Consider the following 19,939-nt stretch of genomic DNA (forward strand, 5'->3'; position numbering starts at 1 on the left):
TTTATGAAAAAAAATAAAAATAAAATTGAAAAACAATTTACTAAAGTTATTGAAGAAGTAATCAGTGAAAACCATTTACCCATTGAAGAAATAAAAAAATATAATAAAAATAAAATTATTTATATAATTGCACTATTGTCTTTTATAGCCGTTTTAGCTTTAATAGGTGTTGTTGTGTATTTGATTTTTTTAACTGAAAAATAAAAAAAGATTAGATTGTATATTTCTAATCTTTTTTTAAATAAGTAATTGACTCAATATGTTCTGTATTTGGAAACATATCAAAACCTTGCATAAAATTAATTTTATAATTTAATTTTTGCAATAATTTTAGGTCTCTAACTAGACTTTTAGGATCACAGGACATATAAATTATTTCTTTAATTTTTTTAGTTTCAAATCATTGAATCATACCTTCGTTTAATCCACTTCTTGGAGGGTCAACTATTATTAATGAATCTTCAAGATTAATTTTTTTAGCCTTAGATTCGATTATTTTAAAAGCATCTCCGGAATAATATGCACCATTCACATTATTAATTTGTTTATTTTGATTGGCTAAATCTATAGAGTTTTTATCTATATCCACACCTATTATTCGTTGATTATCAGTTGCAACGAGTTGAGAAATTACTCCAACACCGCAAAATAAGTCTATTAGTATTTTTTTATTTGAATTTAAATTAATTTCTTTTATTTTGTTAAACATTAACGATGAAACAAAACTATTTACTTGAAAAAAATTAGTTGGATTTACAAGAAATTGTTTATCATTAATTCGCATTTTTAAAGGACTAACATTGATTAATTTTATGTATTTGTTTTCTAGTTTTAAAAATAATTGATTAATAACATTTGTATTTTTTAGTTCTTCAATTAGGTTTTTGTCTAAATTAAAAAAATTAGTAATTTCAATTATTATTTGTAACTTGTTATTCTCTCCAATTCTAACTGTTAGTTCCTTAAAAAATCACTTATTTTGACTGTTTGAGTAATATTTTTTAATTAGTTCAACTATTTGTTTAATTTCAAATTCTAATTTTCTATCAATTAAAATTAATTCTTGATCTAGTTTTATAATTTTGTTACTTCTTCTTTGGTATTGACCTATGTCAATATTATCTAAAGTTATCAAAAAAGGAAATCTTGCTTTATTTCTATAATTTTTAGTAACTGGAGAACATATGAAATCATATATTAGTTTATCTTCAATATCTAAATTTCATTTAATTAATTTATAAAAATACTGACTTTTAAATTCGATTTGTTTGCTATACTCTAAATTCACTAATGAAGCATTATTATATTGAAGATACTGTTTATCTTTCAACCTATAACTTGATTTTTTTATAAATTCAACAACTTCTCCGAATGCATATTTCGAATAAACTTGATTCAACTTAATTTTAGCAACTTCTCCTGGTAAAAAGTTTGGGACAAAAATACTGTATTTTTCAAATCTTGTAGCTCCATATCCTTCATAGGTTATTTCGCTACATTCAATTTCTAAAATATCATCTTTTAAAAAGTTATTCATTTTCATAACAAATATATAAAATATCTATCCTTCCGTATCTTTTTTGTTTAAAAATTCTAAATTTATTCGGGATAATTATTTCATTTATTTTATTTGTTTCTAGTATTATTTCACCATTTGAGTTTAATAAAGATTTTTCGCTAATTTTTTCTAAAACATTATTTACAAGTTGATATTCATTGTACGGAGCATCTAAAAAAATAAAATCAAAAGAGTCACTGTTTTTATTTAAAAAATCAGTCGCATCAATATTTAAAGTTCTTACACTATTAATTTTTAATGAGTTAATATTAGAAGTTAATGTTTTATAAACTTCTCTGTTTTTTTCAATGGCAACTGCTTTTGTTGCGCCTCTACTTATAGCTTCGATAGATAAAGCTCCGGAACCTGAAAACAAATCAAGCACATTTTTATCAATAATTTTAAATTGTATAGATGAAAAAATAGCCTCTCTAACTTTATTTGTTGTAGGTCTAGTTATTTTTAAGTCCGGCTCTTGTATTAGTCTATTTTTATAAATTCCACTTATTATTCTTAACATATTAAACTCCTTGTATAAGTATTATAATATATATACTTATTTTAGTATATTTTATTTTATTATATAATAGTATTAGTACTTAAAATTAAAGTATTATTCATTTTTTCAAATTTAATAATTTAGGAGATTTCATGCTATCAAAAAAAGAAAAAACACCAACAAAATTGATAGCTTTAGGTGGTTTTCAGGAAATTGGAAAATCAACTTTAGTTATTGATCATGAAGATCATATTTTTGTAGTTGATGCAGGTATAAAGTTTGCTGATACTTTTAACACAGGTGTCAAAGGTATAATACCTAACTATGAATACTTAAACCAAGAAAACAAAATAATTGAAGGTTTATTCATAACACATGGTCACGAAGATCATATTGGTGGTGTAATTTATTTAGTTAAACAAACAAATTTAAACAAAATATTTGCACCAAGAATTGCAATTCAATATTTAAAACTTAAATTTGAAGAGCAACGCATTAATAAAAAAATAGAATTTATAGAAATAGAAAAAAGTGCCGTATATAAGTTTGAAAATAATTGTAAAGTAGATTTTTGAACAGCACAACATTCTATTCCTGATGCTTTTGGGGTTAGAATAACTACACCAAACGGTAGTGTAATGTGTACTGGTGATTTTAGGTTTGATTATACACCAATAGGTAACTATACTGATTTTGCCCGTCTAGATCAAATTGGTAAAGAAGGCTTAACGGCATTATTATCTGATTCTACTAATGCGATGAGACCAAACCATTCGCCTTCTGAAAGTGATATTTTAAATGATATAGAAAGCATTATGGTTAACGCTAAGAAAAAATTAATAATTACAACTTTCGCATCTAATTTAACTAGAGTTAAAGTTATTATTGAACTTGCTGAAAAATTAGGTAAAAAAGTTATCACTTTTGGGCGTTCAATGATTCAAGGTGTTAAAATAGGTAGAAAATTAGGTTATATAAACGTTGGTGATGATGTTTTAATTGAAAAAAAACAATTAGCAACAGTAAAGGATCAAGATTTAGTTATTTTGACAACAGGTTCTCAAGGGGAACAACTTGCCGCTTTATCAAGGATGAGTTATGGTAAACATGCAAGCGTTAAAATAACAAAAAATGATACAGTTATTTTTTCGTCTAGTCCAATTCCTGGAAATAGAATGGTTGTAGAACTTTTAATTAATAGACTTTATAAATTAGGCGCAATCATAAAAGAAAATGGTGTGGACGGTTATTTACACACTTCCGGGCATGCGTACAAATGAGAACACGATAAAATTTTTCAGCTAACTAAACCTAAATACTTTTTACCATATCATGGTGAATATCGTATGAGTGTTGCCCATGGTAATACTGCGAAAGAAAATGGAGTTAAAGATTCTAATGTAATTATTTTTGACAAAGGCGTAGTCTATGAAATGTTGGATGAAGAAATTTACAAAACAAATCAAAAGGTAAATTACGGACCGGTTTATATTGATGGTCATACAGTTTTAACTACTAGTTCAGAGACATTAAAAGAACGTGAAACATTAAAAAAATCTGGTTTTGTAAATATTATTTTCTATATTGATAAAGAAAATAATAATATTGTTTCTAGACCTCAAATAATAACTCGTGGTAGTTTCTTTGTAAAAACTTCCAAAAATTTAGTTGAAGAAGCAAAAAGGGTAAGTAATGGTGCAGTTTTACATCAAATTAAGAATATAAAAGATTGAACAAAAGAAGATTTAGAAAAAATCATTATTGATCGTTTAAGTTCATTGTTCTATAAAGAAAAAAGAAGAAATCCTATTATAATTCCTACTATTATTTTTACAGATGAAAAACCTGATTCTGAATTAATAACTAAAAAAATAAAATTTACAAATAATAGAAATTCACAACCTCAAGAAGAAGTTAAAAACATTAAAACAAATAAAAGAATTTCAAATAAACAAAAAGAAATGTTACTCGAAATTAAAAATGAAATATTCGGAAACGTTGATGTTGAAGATGATTTAATTGATGAAGACGACGAAGTTTAATTATGATGAAATAGTGACTATTTAGTCGCTTTTTTTAAACTGTTTTTTTGAATAAAAAAATGATTTATTTTTGTTATGAATATTAAAATGCATAAATGTGGTAAAAAACATTTTTTATAACGTGAAAATATTTTTCATCAAACTAACTTTGATGACGAAAATTACTATATTTTAGGCATAAAAGATTTTTTTAACATATTAATTCAAAAACTGAATAAAAAAAAGCTAATCTAAAATCATATCAAAATTTAGGTATAAAAAAATATTTTTTTAAAGTATTTTTTTTATTTAATTTTTTTTAAAAAAAGACGTCTAAATATTGTATTATATATTAACCCGTTGCGGTGGTTGCAAAGGGTATATGAAGTCAAAATATGAGGAGCAATAAAAATGGAAAATAAAAAAATAAAAATAAAAAATGAATATTATTACAATTCGGTTTCACCAATTGAATATTATCAAAATGGTTTTAAAGGAAGGCTAAGAAGTGTTAACTGAAACTGAATAAATGATGACAAAGATCTAGAAGTATGAAATAGAGTTACACAGAACTTTTGATTACCAGAAAAAATTCCAGTATCTAATGATTTAAAATCATGAAATACTTTAGACGAAAAATGACAACAATTAGTTACAAGAACTTTTACGGGTTTAACTTTATTAGATACTGTACAAGCAACAGTATCTGATACAGCACAGATTCCACACTCAGTAACAGATCATGAACAAGTTATTTATGCTAACTTTGCATTTATGGTTGGTGTACATGCTAGAAGTTATGGAACAATTTTTAGTACATTATGTTCAAGTGAACAAATAGAAGAAGCTCATGAGTGGGTAGTTGCTAACGATGCTTTACAGGCAAGAGCTAAAGCTCTTATACCTTATTATGTTGGGGACGATCCTTTAAAATCTAAAGTTGCATCTGCCTTAATGCCTGGATTTTTATTGTATGGTGGATTTTACTTACCGTTTTATTTATCGGCACGTTCAAAATTACCAAACACAAGTGATATCATTCGTTTAATTTTACGTGATAAAGTTATTCATAATTATTATAGTGGTTATAAATATCAACGTAAAATTGAAAAAGAATCAGCAGAAAAACAAGCAGAAATGAAAGAATTTGTTTTCAAATTAATGTATGAACTTATTGATTTGGAGAAAAAATTCTTGTATGAACTTTATGATGGATTCCATTTAAGCGATGGAGAAAACTTAGCTGAAGATGCGATTAAGTTTAGTTTATATAATGCTGGTAAATTTTTACAAAATTTAGGTTATGATTCACCTTTTACAGATGAAGAAACAAAAATTAAACCAGAAGTATTTGCACAGCTATCTGCTCGTGCAGACGAAAATCATGATTTCTTCTCAGGAAATGGAAGTAGTTATGTTATGGGTGTAAGCGAAGAAACAGAAGATGAGGATTGAGATTTTTAATATGAAATTAGATACAGTTAAATTAGATAACGTTGTGAAACCAACCGGTGATGTTCATTGCGTTTACTTTAGTACAAATACAAAAAATACAGAAACATTTGTTAAAAAATTAGGTTTTAATAGTACGGCTATTCCTTATGAAATAGAAGAAAGTATAGAAGTTGATTTTGATTATGTTTTATTTTGTCCAACATATTCTGGTGGTGGAGAATTCACAAGTGGTGCTGTACCAAAGCAAGTCATTAAGTTTTTAAATAATGAAAAGAATAGATCTCACTGTAGAGGTGTTGTTGCATCAGGAAATACAAATTTTAATAACACTTTTGCTTTAGCAGGAAGTGTATTAACATCAAAATTAAAAGTTCCTCTTTTATATCAATATGAACTTAGAGGTACCCCTTCAGATGTAGAAAGATTACAAAAGATCTTAAAAAATTTTTGAGGTATAAATGAATAAGACATATAACAAATTAAATAAAGAAGATGATAAATATATTGCATTAAACGCTTTAGCAGGTCTTCAAATGAATGGAAAATATGATTTTGAAGCAGATAAAGAAGCTGCTAAACAATATATGATTTCGCATGTTTTACCTAGATTAAAACATTTTGATTCGGAGTTAGAAAGATTACAATTTTTAGTAAAAAATGACTACTACGAAGAGGAATTAGTAAATAAATATGGTTATGAATATGTTGTTGAATTAACAGAATATGGTTTAAGTTTTAATCATAAATTCCCTGGATTTATGGGTGCATTTAAATTCTTTTCAACATATTGTTTAAAAAGTTTTGATGAAAAAGAGTATCTTGAAACTTATACACATAGAGTTATAATGAATTCGTTATTACTTGGTGGAGGTGATAAAGAATTAGCTCAAAAAATATTAAAAGATATGATTTTAGGTTATTTCCAACCTGCTACACCAACATTTTTAAACGCCGGTAAAAAACAACGCGGAGAGTTTGTTTCATGTTATTTATTACGTGTTGAAGATAATATGGAATCAATAGCTCGTGGTATTTCAACTTCATTACAATTATCTAAGCGTGCTGGGGGTGTTGCGTTATGTTTAACTAATTTACGTGAATTTGGTGCTCCTATTAAGAAATTAGAAAATCAATCATCTGGTATTATTCCGGTAATGAAAATTTTAGAAGATAGTTTTAGTTACGCAAATCAACTAGGACAAAGACCAGGTGCTGGTGCTGTTTATTTAAATGTTCATCACCCCGAAGTTATGTCATTTTTAGATACTAAACGTGAAAATGCAGACGAAAAAATAAGAATTAAGTCACTTTCTTTAGGTCTTATTGTTCCTGATATTACTTTTGAATTAGCTAAACAAAATCAACAAATGGCATTATTTTCACCTAAAGACATTAAAGATGTTTACGGTGTCCCAATGAGCGATATTTCAATTACTAAAGAATATGATAATTTAGTTAAAAACCCAAAAATTAAAAAAACTTATATTAGTGCCCGTAAGTTATTTCAAACTATAGCTGAATTACATTTTGAGTCAGGGTATCCATACATACTTTTCGACGATACTGTTAACCAAAACAATCCACATAAAAATCGCGGAAGAATTGTTATGTCAAACTTATGTTCTGAAATTGCTCAAGTTTCAACAGAAACTGAATTTGATGCTGATTTATCTGTTAAAAAAATAGGTGAAGATATTTCATGTAATTTAGGTAGTTTAAATATTGCTAAAATTATGGATTCAGGAATTGAATTTGGTTCTGTAGTTGAACGTTCAATTCGTGCTCTTGATAAAGTATCAAGAATTGCTGATTTAAGTTCTGCCCCTTCGGTTAATAACGGAAATAATAACAATCATGCTTTAGGTCTTGGGGCAATGAATATGCATGGATTTTTAGCTACAAATGAAATTTATTATAATAGTGAAGAAGCTTTAGATTTTACTAATATTTTCTTTTACACAGTGGCATATCATGCGTTTAAAACTTCAAACAAAATGACCAAAGAAGTTGGAAAATTTAAATCATTTGATATTTCAGAATTTGCAAATGGTGAATATTTATCAAAATATACAAAATGTGAAGCGAATAAGTTTACTCCTAAAACACAAAAAATTATTGATATTTTTAATAAATATCAGGTTCAAATTCCAACTCAAGAAGATTGAATTGAATTGGATTTAAATATTAGAAAATATGGTTTAGCAAATTCACATTTAATGGCAGTTGCTCCGACAGGAAGTATTTCATATTTATCTTCATGTACTCCAAGTTTACAACCTGTAGTTTCTCCTGTTGAAGTTCGTAAAGAAGGAAAAGTTGGTCGTGTTTATGTACCAGCTTATCAAGTAAGTAATGAAAACTTAAAATATTATTTAGATGGAGCTTATGAATTGGGTCCAAATCCAATTATCGATCTTGCCGCTGTTGCTCAACAACATGTTGACCAAGCGATTTCATTGACATTATTTATGACAGATCAAGCAACTACACGTGATTTAAATAAAGCTTACATAAGAGCATTTACTAAAAAATGTAGTTCTATTTATTATGTACGTGTTCGTCAAGATGTTCTTGAAGGAAGCGAAAACTTAGAGTGTCAAGCTTGCAAAATATAATAATTAAAAAATCAGGGTTTAACTTGATTTTTTAATTTATTAAATTTATTAAATATTTGCAGTTTATATTATGGGTTCGGAAATTACTTTAATACGTAAAAAAACAGCAATTATATACTTTTTAAAGTAAAAAACAATTTTTATTTTATTTTTTATTTTTTTAATATATAATAAAAATATGAAAAAAGCAAATCAACATTACTCTAATATGTTTATGATTACTAGAAATAGATTTACCCGGATTAAATCTATTTAATTTAGTCATAAAATTCACTTTGTATTGTTGAACTATACATAATGGATTTTAATGATTGTATTGAAATCTATTGTGTCTATAGAGGTGCTGTTAATATTAGTAATTAATTGAGTTGGTAAACGAAGAAATTAATGAAAGGATTCAATAGCCGAAGCTTAAGTAATGACGATTACTTTTGCTGGTAGAAAAGCATAAAAGATTTCTACTCTTTGGTTTAACCATTGGCGCTATAGATATACATTTCTTTTGATATTATTCAATATATTATGATATTTAAAAAGTCTTTGTATGTTATATAGCATATGAAGCTTTTTTTGTTTGTTTATTAAAGGGAGATAAAAATGAAAAGAAAATTTTGATTAAAAACAATAAGTTTAACATTAACATCAGCCGGATTAGTATCTTTAGCTTCTTGTTCTAATCCTAATTCAAATTCAAAAAATAGCGATGATTATAAAAAGTTGCAATTAGAATATAAAAAGTATAGAAAACAAAATGAAAATAATTCAAAAGCAAAAGATGATGAAATTTCAAAATTAAAAAATGAATTGAGCGAATCTGTAACAGAAAAAGATTCTAAAAATAGTGAGTTAGTTGAATTATCTGGAAAAATAGATGAATTAACTAGAAAAATTCAAGTTATGAGCGGAACCGTAATTGAAAGAAACGGATTATCAATAAGAAATTTATACAACCAAATTAGTAATTTTATAATTTCTGATTTTACTACTGCTCTTAAAGAACAAAAACCAGAAACTTATAATAAGGAGAAAAATTTATTAGATCAAATAGTAGCAAGTATAGTTAGCACAAATGCAGATGTTGCTACAACAGAAGAAGATTTTGCTAATTTATGAACTTGAGAAAGTACAGTATTTCACCTTTTAAGTAGAAGTAAATTAATTTATGAATATATTGATGATACAATTAATCCTATAACTGTATATACACCTAGATCAGAAGAAATGGATCTATTGTTTCAATGAAGAATTAATGACTTAAATAGAATTATTAGTATTGTTAATTCAAAACCTCAAGGTACTTACGAAAACAAACAAGAATTATTAGATAGACTTCAATCTTATGTAGAAAAATATCAACAAGCAATTGATGAATCATCATTACTTCAACACCAAATTTCATTTTGATATAATCTTGAACAAGATGGTGATGATGGTGTAGCAAATAAATTTATTGATTTTTCATCACCAAATATGCGTAGTTTATTACCTTCATTAAAAATTAGCGATAGCGAATTTAGAGTTTCATTATTCCCTGTTTATAAACAAATAACTGATCCTAAATTTATATCAGAAGCTAAAGCCAAAGTGCTTGAATTACAAGGTATTTATAAACAATGAATTGATTCTAATGTTAGAACATATATCAACTCAGTTAGATATGATAAATTATACAATTCTGTTAAATCAATAATTGATAGAATAAATGTTCTTTTATTACCAAATAATTTAACCTACTTTAACGAATTTAATGTTTGAGAAGATTTAAATAAATTTGTTAACGATGCAAAAGCGGTATTGTTAGATGGATACTTAGTAGATAACACAAAAGAAAAGCAAGATTATGATAATGAGGTTAGTCAAGAATTTGATAAAAACCGCGATGGTAGTTTTTATAAAGTTTTTGATACTGAATTCAAACCTCTATCAACAGGTAATGAAAAGAAAACAGTTTATTTATACAAAGATTTTTATACTAAATATTCGAGATTAATGGATCAAATAAAATCAATGAGCACAAACACTTTCCAAGAATCATTTTTAAGGTATGTTAAATATCAAGTTACAAAAAGAGAAGTAGAGATTTCTAAAAAAATTATTGATTTTTACAAAAAAACAGGTGATGATCTTGAAAATGAAGAATTAAACAATTTGTTAAGATTGAATAATTCTGCTAAATATGATAAATCTATAAGACAAGCTACTTTAAACAAAGAAAGAGATACAAATAACTTCAATGAACAAAAGGAATTATTAAAAAACTTTGATATTGAATACGTTTCAAATTCCGATAAAGAAAATGTTCAAGATAAACTTAATGATGTTAATGAAAAATTAGTTCCAGTAATTGATACATTTATCGAAAAACTTCAATCAACTAAGAATGAAAATAATGACATTATAAGTGACTGAGGTTATATGTATGGAGAATCAAATTCTAATAAGTTGATAACTTCTTTAACAAATATTAAAGAATTAATAGGTGTTGCTGTTAGTTTAATAAATAATGATAATGAATCTGAAAATAATGATGTTTTAAATCAAAAAATGATCGAAATAAAAAATCAATCAAATAAATTTATAAAATTATTTGTTGGTAATTTAGAAGGAACAAGTAACGAAAATCAAATAGAAGAAAAATCTTTAGTTGGAGAGTTTAATGAAAAATTATCATCTGAAGCGTATGATTTAGAAGGTTCAACATATGATTCACAAATAAAAATATTTTTAGATATAAAATCTTTATTTGGTTTTTTCAAAAATATTGATTTAGAATCAGTTGATAAAGAAAGAATTCAAAAAGATTTAGAATCGAAAGCATCTCTAGTTAATATATATATCAATGAATTAGAACATATTTTTGAAAGCGAAAAACCTTGAAATGAACTTTATGAATCCTTGGTAGGAGAAATAAGAGATGAATTAAAAAATACTTTAGATGAATTTAACAGAAAAATAGAATCAGCTAAAGAAGGTGTTAATAACGATAATTTTGAGAGTGAACTACTAAAAGAATTAAAAGAATATTCTAAAGATAAATATGATAAAGTTGGTGATTTATCAGATGGAATCCCTCCAATAGTGGAGGTTTTAAAAGAAACACTTGAAAGTTACGATAGAACAATAGAAAGAAGCCAAAGAAAAAAAGAATCAATTCCTTCGTTATCTAAAATTTTGGCTGCTCAAGAAGTTGTAGTTCTGCTTCGTTACTGAAAAAATAATGTTAAGCCAGAATATGACAAAATTCAATTACATGTTGATCCTCAAGGAAACGACACATATCATGATAAAGAAATGGCAAATTATTTAAATAAAGAAATTTCAAATGTTTCGAAGGGTGAAGGATACAATTTAATATCAAATGTGGACGGAACATTAGAAAGTTTTGATGTTAATGTTGAAGATAATAATGAAAACAATGATCATCAAAATGAATTTTTTGAAGGTGTAGATCAAATAACACCAAAAGTTATTTACGATAAGTTTAAAGAAATTGAAACAAATTATGCAAAAAGTTTATACGAATTTTTATTTAATAACGAAAACAATAATGTTGATCTAAAAAATGATTTATTTGAAAAGAGACAAATATATTATTCATTTTTAAATAAATTATCAGAAATGGATGTTTTCTTATCTAATTCTTATATTAGATTTGGTGTTGATTTATTAATTTATGATCAATATGATACTTCAAGTAACTTCTTATTAAGTGACTTATTAAGTTACTATGCAAAAACCGCTGCTGTTAGCGATATAATGACAGAAATACATGAAAAATATATTAAATAATATTTACGAAAGGAAATATGAAAAACAAAAAAAGAAAAAAGTTCAATTGAAGAGCTTCAGTTTGACCTAAATATGTAATTTCAGCTGCTCTTATTTTTGCTGCAACTGCAACAACAATTTCTTTACTTAAATATAATTCAGTTAATCAACAAGCCGAAAAAGGTGTTGAAAAAAATGAATTAAGAAATGAATTTGTTGAAGTTAGCAAAGCAAAAGTATCTTTTGTTACTACTGATAAAGCAACATTAATTGCTGAATTTGATCCATTAAGAGGGGCAAATGGTGAAGTTTTAGTTAATGGTAATTGAGTTGATTACGATAAATTTTTAAATGATTATTTCGAAGAAAATCATTCATTGCCGTTTTTAAATATAAGATATGGTAATTTTGACTTTTATAATGAATATCTAGAAGCTGTTAATGCCATTGATTTTTACAATTTTACGCAATGATTCATGAAAAATGTTTCATGAGGTCCTGAAATAATAACACTTAAAGAATTTTCAATTGTTAAAGGTGTTGAACAGCATGGTAATAGTATTACTTTAGGGGCTCACTCAAATGAAAACAAAGAATATACACAAATTAAGTTTTATCCTGATGCATTTTTTGGGTCTATACCATTACATAGTACTCTTAGTGGTGCCGGAAATGCTTCAGATTCTTTATTGTATAAAATTAATAAAAAATTATGAAGTTACGAAGAAGTTCAAAAATTCTTATCAAATGTTACAAAATATAATTCATTTTCAAATACATCATTAGAAACACTTCGTCGTTTTTCATTTAGAAAAATTAGTGACGTTCGTTCTTTAAAGAATAAAAAAGTTTTTGTTGTTTCAGGTTCTTTACCTGAATCAATAAAAGAAAATTCATTTAGTTCTATTGAAAAATCAAGAATTAATATACCTTCAGATTATTTATCAATTGTTTATGCTAAAAACATCGAAGAAGCTAAAGCTAAATTTAGCGAATATGCTAAACAGTATTCAAATTTAGATAAATTTAATACTTTAAATGATTTAGATAAATTTACTTTTGAAGAAAAAACAATTATTAATATTAAATATGATTTCTATAATGAAGGTATTGAGCATGGTTATTCAGATAAATATTTAAGAATTTTCTTTGATGATGGTAAATCGATTGCTTTATTTAACGCTATTAATGATGCCGAATACAAATATATAGATGATAAAGGTGATGAGCAATATGCAGTTCCTGAAACAGTAGAAAGTATTGAACAAGGTATAGATCATAATCGTATTAATTTTGGTAATTTATCATCTGATATTAGAGCATTATATGATCAATTTATTTTAAAAAATGAATCATTAGATCAACAAGTGTTTGATAACATTGATAAATATATACAATCTCAACAATCATTAAAAGAGATTGATGAAGAGATCGTTAAAAATAATGATGTTGTTCAAAAAAGTAAAAAAGAATTTAAAGACATTTTAGCTGCGTATGAAGAAAACAAAAAAACCAATCAAGCTAAAGTTAATGAATTGAATGAGCAAGTAGAAATTAAAAATTCTGAAATTTTAAAACATAAAGAAGAACTAAAAGAAAAAGAAGATGAAGAAGAATTAAAAGAAATAAGCTTTAAAATTTATAAATTAAATAAAGAAATTGAAGATTTACAATTGCAAATTTCTGATTATTTAGACGCAGTAAATAGATCTCAAGCTAAAATTGATGAATATACGCAATTAATTCCTACAGATGAGCAATTAAAACAAGCTCATAAAAATATTTCTGACTTAGTTGCAAGAAAAAGAGAAATTAATTTAGAAGAACAAAAAAGATTATTAGAAGAAGCTTTAATTAAAGCGGGATTAGAGTCAGAAAAATTTGAAACTGTAATTAATTTGAAAAAATTATTAGATAAATTAAATGAAGTTGAACAAAAAGAGATAGATTACAACAATTCTACTATTCAACAAAAATTTGACTATGTTAAATTAGTGCATGATTTTATTGTTCAAAATAGACCATTATTTAACTTATATAGCGAAGTTTTAAACGGTAATGTTTTTGCTGAGTTAAAACCAGAATCAGATCGTTATGTTCTATATTCTATTGACTTAGGTTATATACCAACACAATTAATAGCAGTTGACGAACTTAATAAGTTGTCTGATGATACTCAAATTAATTGAAGAGAGTATTACAATATTGATGGATTTTTAAGAACAAAAGCGGATAAAGAAGCTACTGGTCGTTCTGAAAGAAGTGATTTTTATGTATATGCACCAAAAATTAATTCTATTTCAGATCCTTACACTACAACTGAAAAACAAGAAGAATTTAAGCAAAAAGCTATTACAGAAATAAATAAAAAATTAAGTGATACTTTAAAAGTTAAAGATGAATTTTTAAACGACGAAGAGTTAAAAAATAAATCAACTCAAATTGATAATAGTTTAAATAATTCAAATTACTCTAATTTATTAGAAGAATTCAAAAATACAAAAGATCAACTAGATGACCTTTCTAAAGAATATAAACAAAATATTCGTAATTATGTTGTAGTTATGACTTTAAAAAGTTTATCAGAAGCAGAAGAAAATGGATCTAGAGTATTCTATAAAGAAATTGAAAAATCATTACTAGAAAATGATGATTTATCAGAATATAAAGATGATTTTATGTCTATTTTAGACAATTCAGATTCATTAAGACAAGAAATACAAGAAAAATTAGTTTTCTTCAAAGCGAAAGTTAGCGAAAAATTAAAAGATTTTGTGAGAATTTATACTGAAGCTACTGAAATCACTGGGAGTTTAAAACCAGAATTCGATTCATATCATAAACTTGTTTCAGAAAAATTTAAAGTTTCATTAAATAATATAATTAATAAAATAGCTGATGCTGATTTATTAGATCCTACTGCTAATCAATATATGAATGATTTAATTTCTGAAAGTATAGATGCTATAGATAGTTTTAATATTAGTTTAGCTAATTCGGATAAAAATCTTCAAACAATATTAAGTGATTTTAAAGATTCTTTAAATTATTTAAGAAGATTAGAACAAGAATTTGGATTAAATAATTTTGATGATTTAATTAAAAGATACTTTTCTATTATTTCTAATCCAGTTTTTATGAGTTTAGGTTTTCGTGGTGAAAACGATACTAAAGAACAACGTATTAAATGGATAGCGGCAATTTTTAAACCAATAATAGAATATAGATTCAATTTATATGAAACTAATAACAAATTAGTTGAAGATTATACAGAAAAAATTGATGAACTTGAAAATGAAATAAATGAATTAAGTTCTAAGGAAGAAAAAGATACTGAAAAAATTGCACAATTAAAAGAAATGAAGCAAAAATACGAAGTTTTTGCAGAGTATTATAAAGAATTGGCGTCTCAAGCAGAAATGGATGAAGATTCAAGTTTTGGAAAAATTGCAAATGGAGCATATGATATTTTAAGTGAACATTGAGATAATGAAGATTTTGAAGAAGGTGGGGAAATGGAATATGATTTCGAAGAAGAAAATCCTGCCGCTTGAGAACAATTTAAAACTCAAATAGATAGATTTAATACAGATGTAACAGAATATACAAAACTTAGAGATAAAACTTACGATTCAGCAGAAGCTTTCACACGTAAAAGTTCCGATTACGCAGATCAATTAAAATTAAGTTTTGATGCATTTAATGAAATTGAATCAAAATATAAAACAGTAATGGATCAAACCTTTGAGAACGCAAAGAAAATAATTAATAGAGATATTGCTTCAAAAGTATGATTAGAAGCTATGAATAATTCTGAAGGATTAACAATTTCAAAAGAAAACCCTTTATATGTTTCAAATTCTAAAATTGACTTAATCCAAAAATTAACTAAAGCTGGAATTATAACACCAGAGACCAATTTAGTAGAGTTTAGTGAAAATAATATTTTCAATGTAAAACTAAATAAAGTAGAGAAAAAAGGGACAAAACTTTATCTAACACTTAAAGAATATGTTAATAATGAAGGAAATGATTTTGAAAGTTATTTAAATACTAGATTTGTTAAGTTTAATGTAGATGCAAATATTGATGAAAAAGAAAATGGTGATATCCTTGATCAAGTAAAAGATTTATTTAATGTCATTGAATATAAATCAGTAGTGCAACCATTCGCAATTAAAGAAGAAGGAAGCAAAAATATTAGTACACCAGAAGGTGTTAAAAATGTTTCTACATATAGTGTTTATGTAGAAGCTTATGACGGTTTTGCTAGTTCGCTAGTTAAAAAAGTTCCTTGAGCAACTGAAACTCTTGAAGGAGAGCATTTAGTAAGAAAATTAAATTCTGAAGGTGAATTTGAATATGTTTTAGAAAACGGAAAATATTTTGGATTAAATCCGGATTCACGTGTTGGTATTTGATCATTAATTGCAATGAATAACAAAAATTACAAAGGGCTTGCAGCTGATTTTCTTAAATTTGTTGCTGCCCATGAATATGGTCACCATATGACTTTAAATTCAGCACAAGATTTAGGTGATAAAGGTAACAAACCAATTTTTGGTTCTGCATTAACACCTGGTTCAACACCTAATATACAAAATTATTACAAAAGAGATGTTATTGATTTATACTTAAAAGCTAGAACTCATTTAAGTTTAAATTCTTCACCACTTCTAAATCAACCTAATATTGTTTCTGAAGAAAATGATGGAGAATACTTATTATTTAATTTACCTAAAAAAGAAAATAACGAAATTATTAATGATGAGTCAACAGTTGAAAAACCTGAAAATGTTTGAGGGAATAAAGTTGGTAATGAAAACCTAAAAGAAGCGTTATTAAATAACAATCGTAGATTTTTACAAACATACGAAGGTCTTCTTAAGGCAACTGAATCACGTAGAGAACAAAACGGATTAACTTCTGCAGAAGATAAAAAATGATTAAATGTTTCTGACCTATGATTGATGAATACATTAGATCAAAACTCAGGTACACTTAACCCATCAAAAAATTCAGATGAACAATATCCTGTAAAATATATGGTTCAAGATGTAGATGGAGTTTGAAGATTTAAAAAAGCGTCTTTAGATATGCTTAAAGGTAAAGCTAAAGATGGTATGGGTAATTTAATAGATTTTTATGAATATAATGGAGAAATATTACCTAAAATTGTTGAAGGCGAAAGAAATGATAAGGGTGAATTTATTAAGATAGATAAAGTTTTAATCTTTAATAAAGACAAAACTCCTATTATAAATGTTCCTTTAGGCATTGATTTTACATCCGCCGAAAATAACCCTTTTTATCAAATTGGTAAACAAGGAACAAATACAAACGTTAATATAACACTACAATATGTAAACAAACAAATTAAAGATGCTGAAGATACAATTAAATCACTTATTGTAGATAATTACTCAATTAATGGGTGAGATTCGAATACATCTAACACTTCGTTAGAACCAAAAACTAGTGTTGAATTCCCACTTTTAGGAACTTTATTCACAGAACTTGGTCCAAATTACAATAAAACATTATTATTACCGTATTTAGATAACGTAAAATCAAGAAAACGTAGTGATGGCGGAATAAATGCAGCTTACTTTATTGCTAAATATTATGGAGAAGATGGAGAAGTTCTTTATGATAGATTCGCAAAAATTAATAAAAACAATATTATCAAAAACCCATTAGTTCAAGAAGAATTTTATTTAAATCCATATTCTGAAAAATCAAAAGCAGATTCATCATTTGTTGATGTAATACTTGAATTATATTTAGGTACAGGGGGTACTTACGAAACTCTTTCTGCCGGTGGTAAACATGTATTGTGATTAAGCGAAAATGAACAATATTTACCAAACGTTAATTTAAAACAAATTTTTACAACTGGTTTTCTAGATGGACAATTAAGTGCTGATATTTTAAAACAATTAGAACAAAAACAATTCATGGATTGAATGAGTCCTTTTGTTGCTAAATTTATCGGACGTGATGTTGCAAATAATAGTTTCTTAATGATTAACGGAAGCGGTGATGTAGTTTCAAAAAATACTATAAACCCAACTCTTCCTAATTTTGCTGAATTTCGTACATTAAAAATTAATCAAGGAATTGTTGCTAAAGATATTGAAAACAATCTATTTAATAGTTACTATGTAACAGGTACTAACGGAATCAAAAATTATGGTTTCGATATTCAATTTAATGATTTTGATACATTCCTTGCTTTCACGAGTGTTGATACAACAAAAGCAATTTTAGATGTTGAAAATAATGTTGTAAATTGAGATTTAGACTATGTTAAAGCTAGATTTGATATTCCTAAATTTGCAAGAGAATTAAAAATAGCTTTAGCTAAAGAAGAAAATTTAACTTCTGAAGAAAAAGCTTACTATAATAAATTAATAGAAAGCAATAATGAACAACAATATGCTAATGAAATAATGAAAAGATTCACTAATTCATCATTAAACTTATTTACAAGAGATCATACATTTAAACAAATAAGAGATAAAATCAATGAAAGTAAGGAAAATGAATTAAGATACGGTTGAATTTTTGATAAAGATTTAGGATACGGTTTATTTAAATCAGACGGTGTTGTTGTAAGCGACAAAGCAAGAGAAACTGATCAATGATCAATTTCTGTTAAAAAATTCTTTGACACATATCAAAGTTTTGCGGATGAAAATCAGGTTGGCTTAGACCAATTTTCATTATTTGATGATTTAATTTTAGACGATAAAATTCAAATGTATACAACTCAGCTTTTATACAATTTAAGACTTTCAAAATTCCAATTTAAAGATATATTATTATCATTTGCAAGAGGAAAAACCAAAAAAATTAAACCAACTTCTGATGTTGAAGCTTACTTCAAAACAAAAACAGAACGTAAATTTAATGAATTATTCTCAGATTATACATATTCATTTGCTGAAACAATCAACCGTGATAACTTACAAATAACATATTCACCTTCTCAAGATGAATATAGAAACTTACCAAGCTTTTTATCAGGGTTAAATGAATCAAACACAGGTTTAGAATATGTTTTAGATGGTTCATATACAGCTAAATGAAGAGATTTAATGTTTAAGTTTAAAGGCGAAGAAAAAGAAACTGTTCAAAATACAATTGTTGAATTTGAACAAAAAAACGATAATGAAGATAAATATAGATCAGAAAAAATAGGTACATCATATTCACCAAGTGATTTAGCATCAAACGATAATTTCTCTGATGATCAAAATAAATCTCCATTATATTTAGGACGTTTCCAATCAATTAATAATGGTTGGTTTAAAGATCGTTGATATAGAGATTTTATTAATTTTAGACTTTATGATGATGAAGGTAACTCAATTCAAGATGATACAATACGTATTACTGATTTAGAAGGTAATGTTGTAGCAGATAGGGCTAAAGCTTATTGAGAATACTATATTCAATCTCAAGGTGTTGGAAAACGTAATGTTTCTAATATTTGAAGAAACACCGATAAAGATGCAATAGCTATGTTTGGTTATCTAAATAATGAAGATATAAATAAAGCTGATTATTTAGTATTTGAAGATTTAGAAACAAAAGAAATTAAAACAGTTAAAATTAACAAAAAGAACAGTAGTAATATGTTTTATTACAAAACACAAAATGTTAATAATGAAAACGATCCAACTTCACGTCATTGATTAGCTGATGAAAGATATAATTATACTGATTCAAATGGTCATCATCAAGGACAAGGGTTTACTGCATGAGTAAGTGATTATGCAATCATGTCTAATTATTCAAACAAATTATTAACACCAAATCATGAATATAAAATTTACTTTTCAGATAATTCTAGAGGAACAAAAACATTAGAAATAGATTTAGGTACAGCGGAAAGTATTTCAGAAAATGGTAAGACATTTTCACAAGCACCTACATCAATTTACTTAAAAGAAATTGATGGTAAAAAAGTACCTGTATTCAAAGTTGGAGTTCAATTTAATGGAACTAAATAAAAAAG

General features: G+C 26.0%; 9 protein-coding genes and 1 riboswitch. Of the genes, 7 read left to right on the forward strand and 2 right to left on the reverse strand.

The window, feature by feature from the left end; genetic code table 4:
- Positions 1-3 precede the first annotated feature (3 nt).
- Positions 4-204: a hypothetical protein gene (locus N9R85_RS00975; protein WP_262858213.1), complete on the forward strand. Its 201-nt coding sequence runs from the start codon at positions 4-6 to the stop codon at positions 202-204.
- A 22-nt stretch (positions 205-226) separates the two neighbouring features.
- Here the strand turns inward: N9R85_RS00975 and rlmD are convergent, their stop codons facing one another.
- The gene (rlmD, locus tag N9R85_RS00980; protein WP_262858214.1) at positions 227-1,537 is read right to left on the reverse strand and encodes a 23S rRNA (uracil(1939)-C(5))-methyltransferase RlmD; all 1,311 of its coding nucleotides are present in this window, start codon (positions 1,535-1,537) and stop codon (positions 227-229) included.
- Positions 1,530-2,078, reverse strand: a complete 549-nt coding sequence (rsmD, locus tag N9R85_RS00985; protein ID WP_262858215.1) for a 16S rRNA (guanine(966)-N(2))-methyltransferase RsmD — start codon at positions 2,076-2,078, stop codon at positions 1,530-1,532. The genes rlmD and rsmD overlap by 8 nt, the downstream gene beginning before the upstream one ends.
- Positions 2,079-2,209: 131 nt before the next feature.
- Between rsmD and N9R85_RS00990 the strand changes: the two genes are divergently transcribed.
- From N9R85_RS00990 to N9R85_RS01015, 6 genes are all read left to right on the forward strand, one after another.
- Complete coding sequence (locus N9R85_RS00990; RefSeq protein ID WP_262858216.1) at positions 2,210-4,099, forward strand: ribonuclease J; 1,890 nt, start codon at positions 2,210-2,212, stop codon at positions 4,097-4,099.
- Positions 4,100-4,489: 390 nt separating this feature from the next.
- On the forward strand, positions 4,490-5,542 hold the full coding sequence (gene nrdF, locus N9R85_RS00995) for a class 1b ribonucleoside-diphosphate reductase subunit beta (RefSeq protein ID WP_262858217.1): 1,053 nt from the start codon (positions 4,490-4,492) through the stop codon (positions 5,540-5,542).
- A 1-nt stretch (position 5,543) separates the two neighbouring features.
- On the forward strand, positions 5,544-5,999 hold the full coding sequence (gene nrdI / locus N9R85_RS01000) for a class Ib ribonucleoside-diphosphate reductase assembly flavoprotein NrdI (RefSeq protein WP_262858218.1): 456 nt from the start codon (positions 5,544-5,546) through the stop codon (positions 5,997-5,999).
- Positions 5,992-8,148: a class 1b ribonucleoside-diphosphate reductase subunit alpha gene (nrdE, locus tag N9R85_RS01005; RefSeq protein ID WP_262858219.1), complete on the forward strand. Its 2,157-nt coding sequence runs from the start codon at positions 5,992-5,994 to the stop codon at positions 8,146-8,148. Before nrdI ends, nrdE begins: the two co-directional genes overlap by 8 nt.
- Before the next feature lie 327 nt (positions 8,149-8,475).
- A riboswitch (Lysine riboswitch) is annotated at positions 8,476-8,642 on the forward strand.
- A 103-nt stretch (positions 8,643-8,745) separates the two neighbouring features.
- Positions 8,746-11,937, forward strand: a complete 3,192-nt coding sequence (locus N9R85_RS01010; protein ID WP_262858220.1) for a hypothetical protein — start codon at positions 8,746-8,748, stop codon at positions 11,935-11,937.
- Positions 11,938-11,954: 17 nt separating this feature from the next.
- The gene (locus tag N9R85_RS01015) at positions 11,955-19,934 is read left to right on the forward strand and encodes a PDxFFG protein (RefSeq protein WP_262858221.1); all 7,980 of its coding nucleotides are present in this window, start codon (positions 11,955-11,957) and stop codon (positions 19,932-19,934) included.
- Positions 19,935-19,939 lie beyond the last annotated feature (5 nt).

Source organism: Mycoplasma sp. CSL7503-lung, from assembly GCF_025515455.1.
Taxonomy (GTDB): Bacteria; Bacillota_I; Bacilli_A; order Mycoplasmatales; family Metamycoplasmataceae; genus Mycoplasmopsis.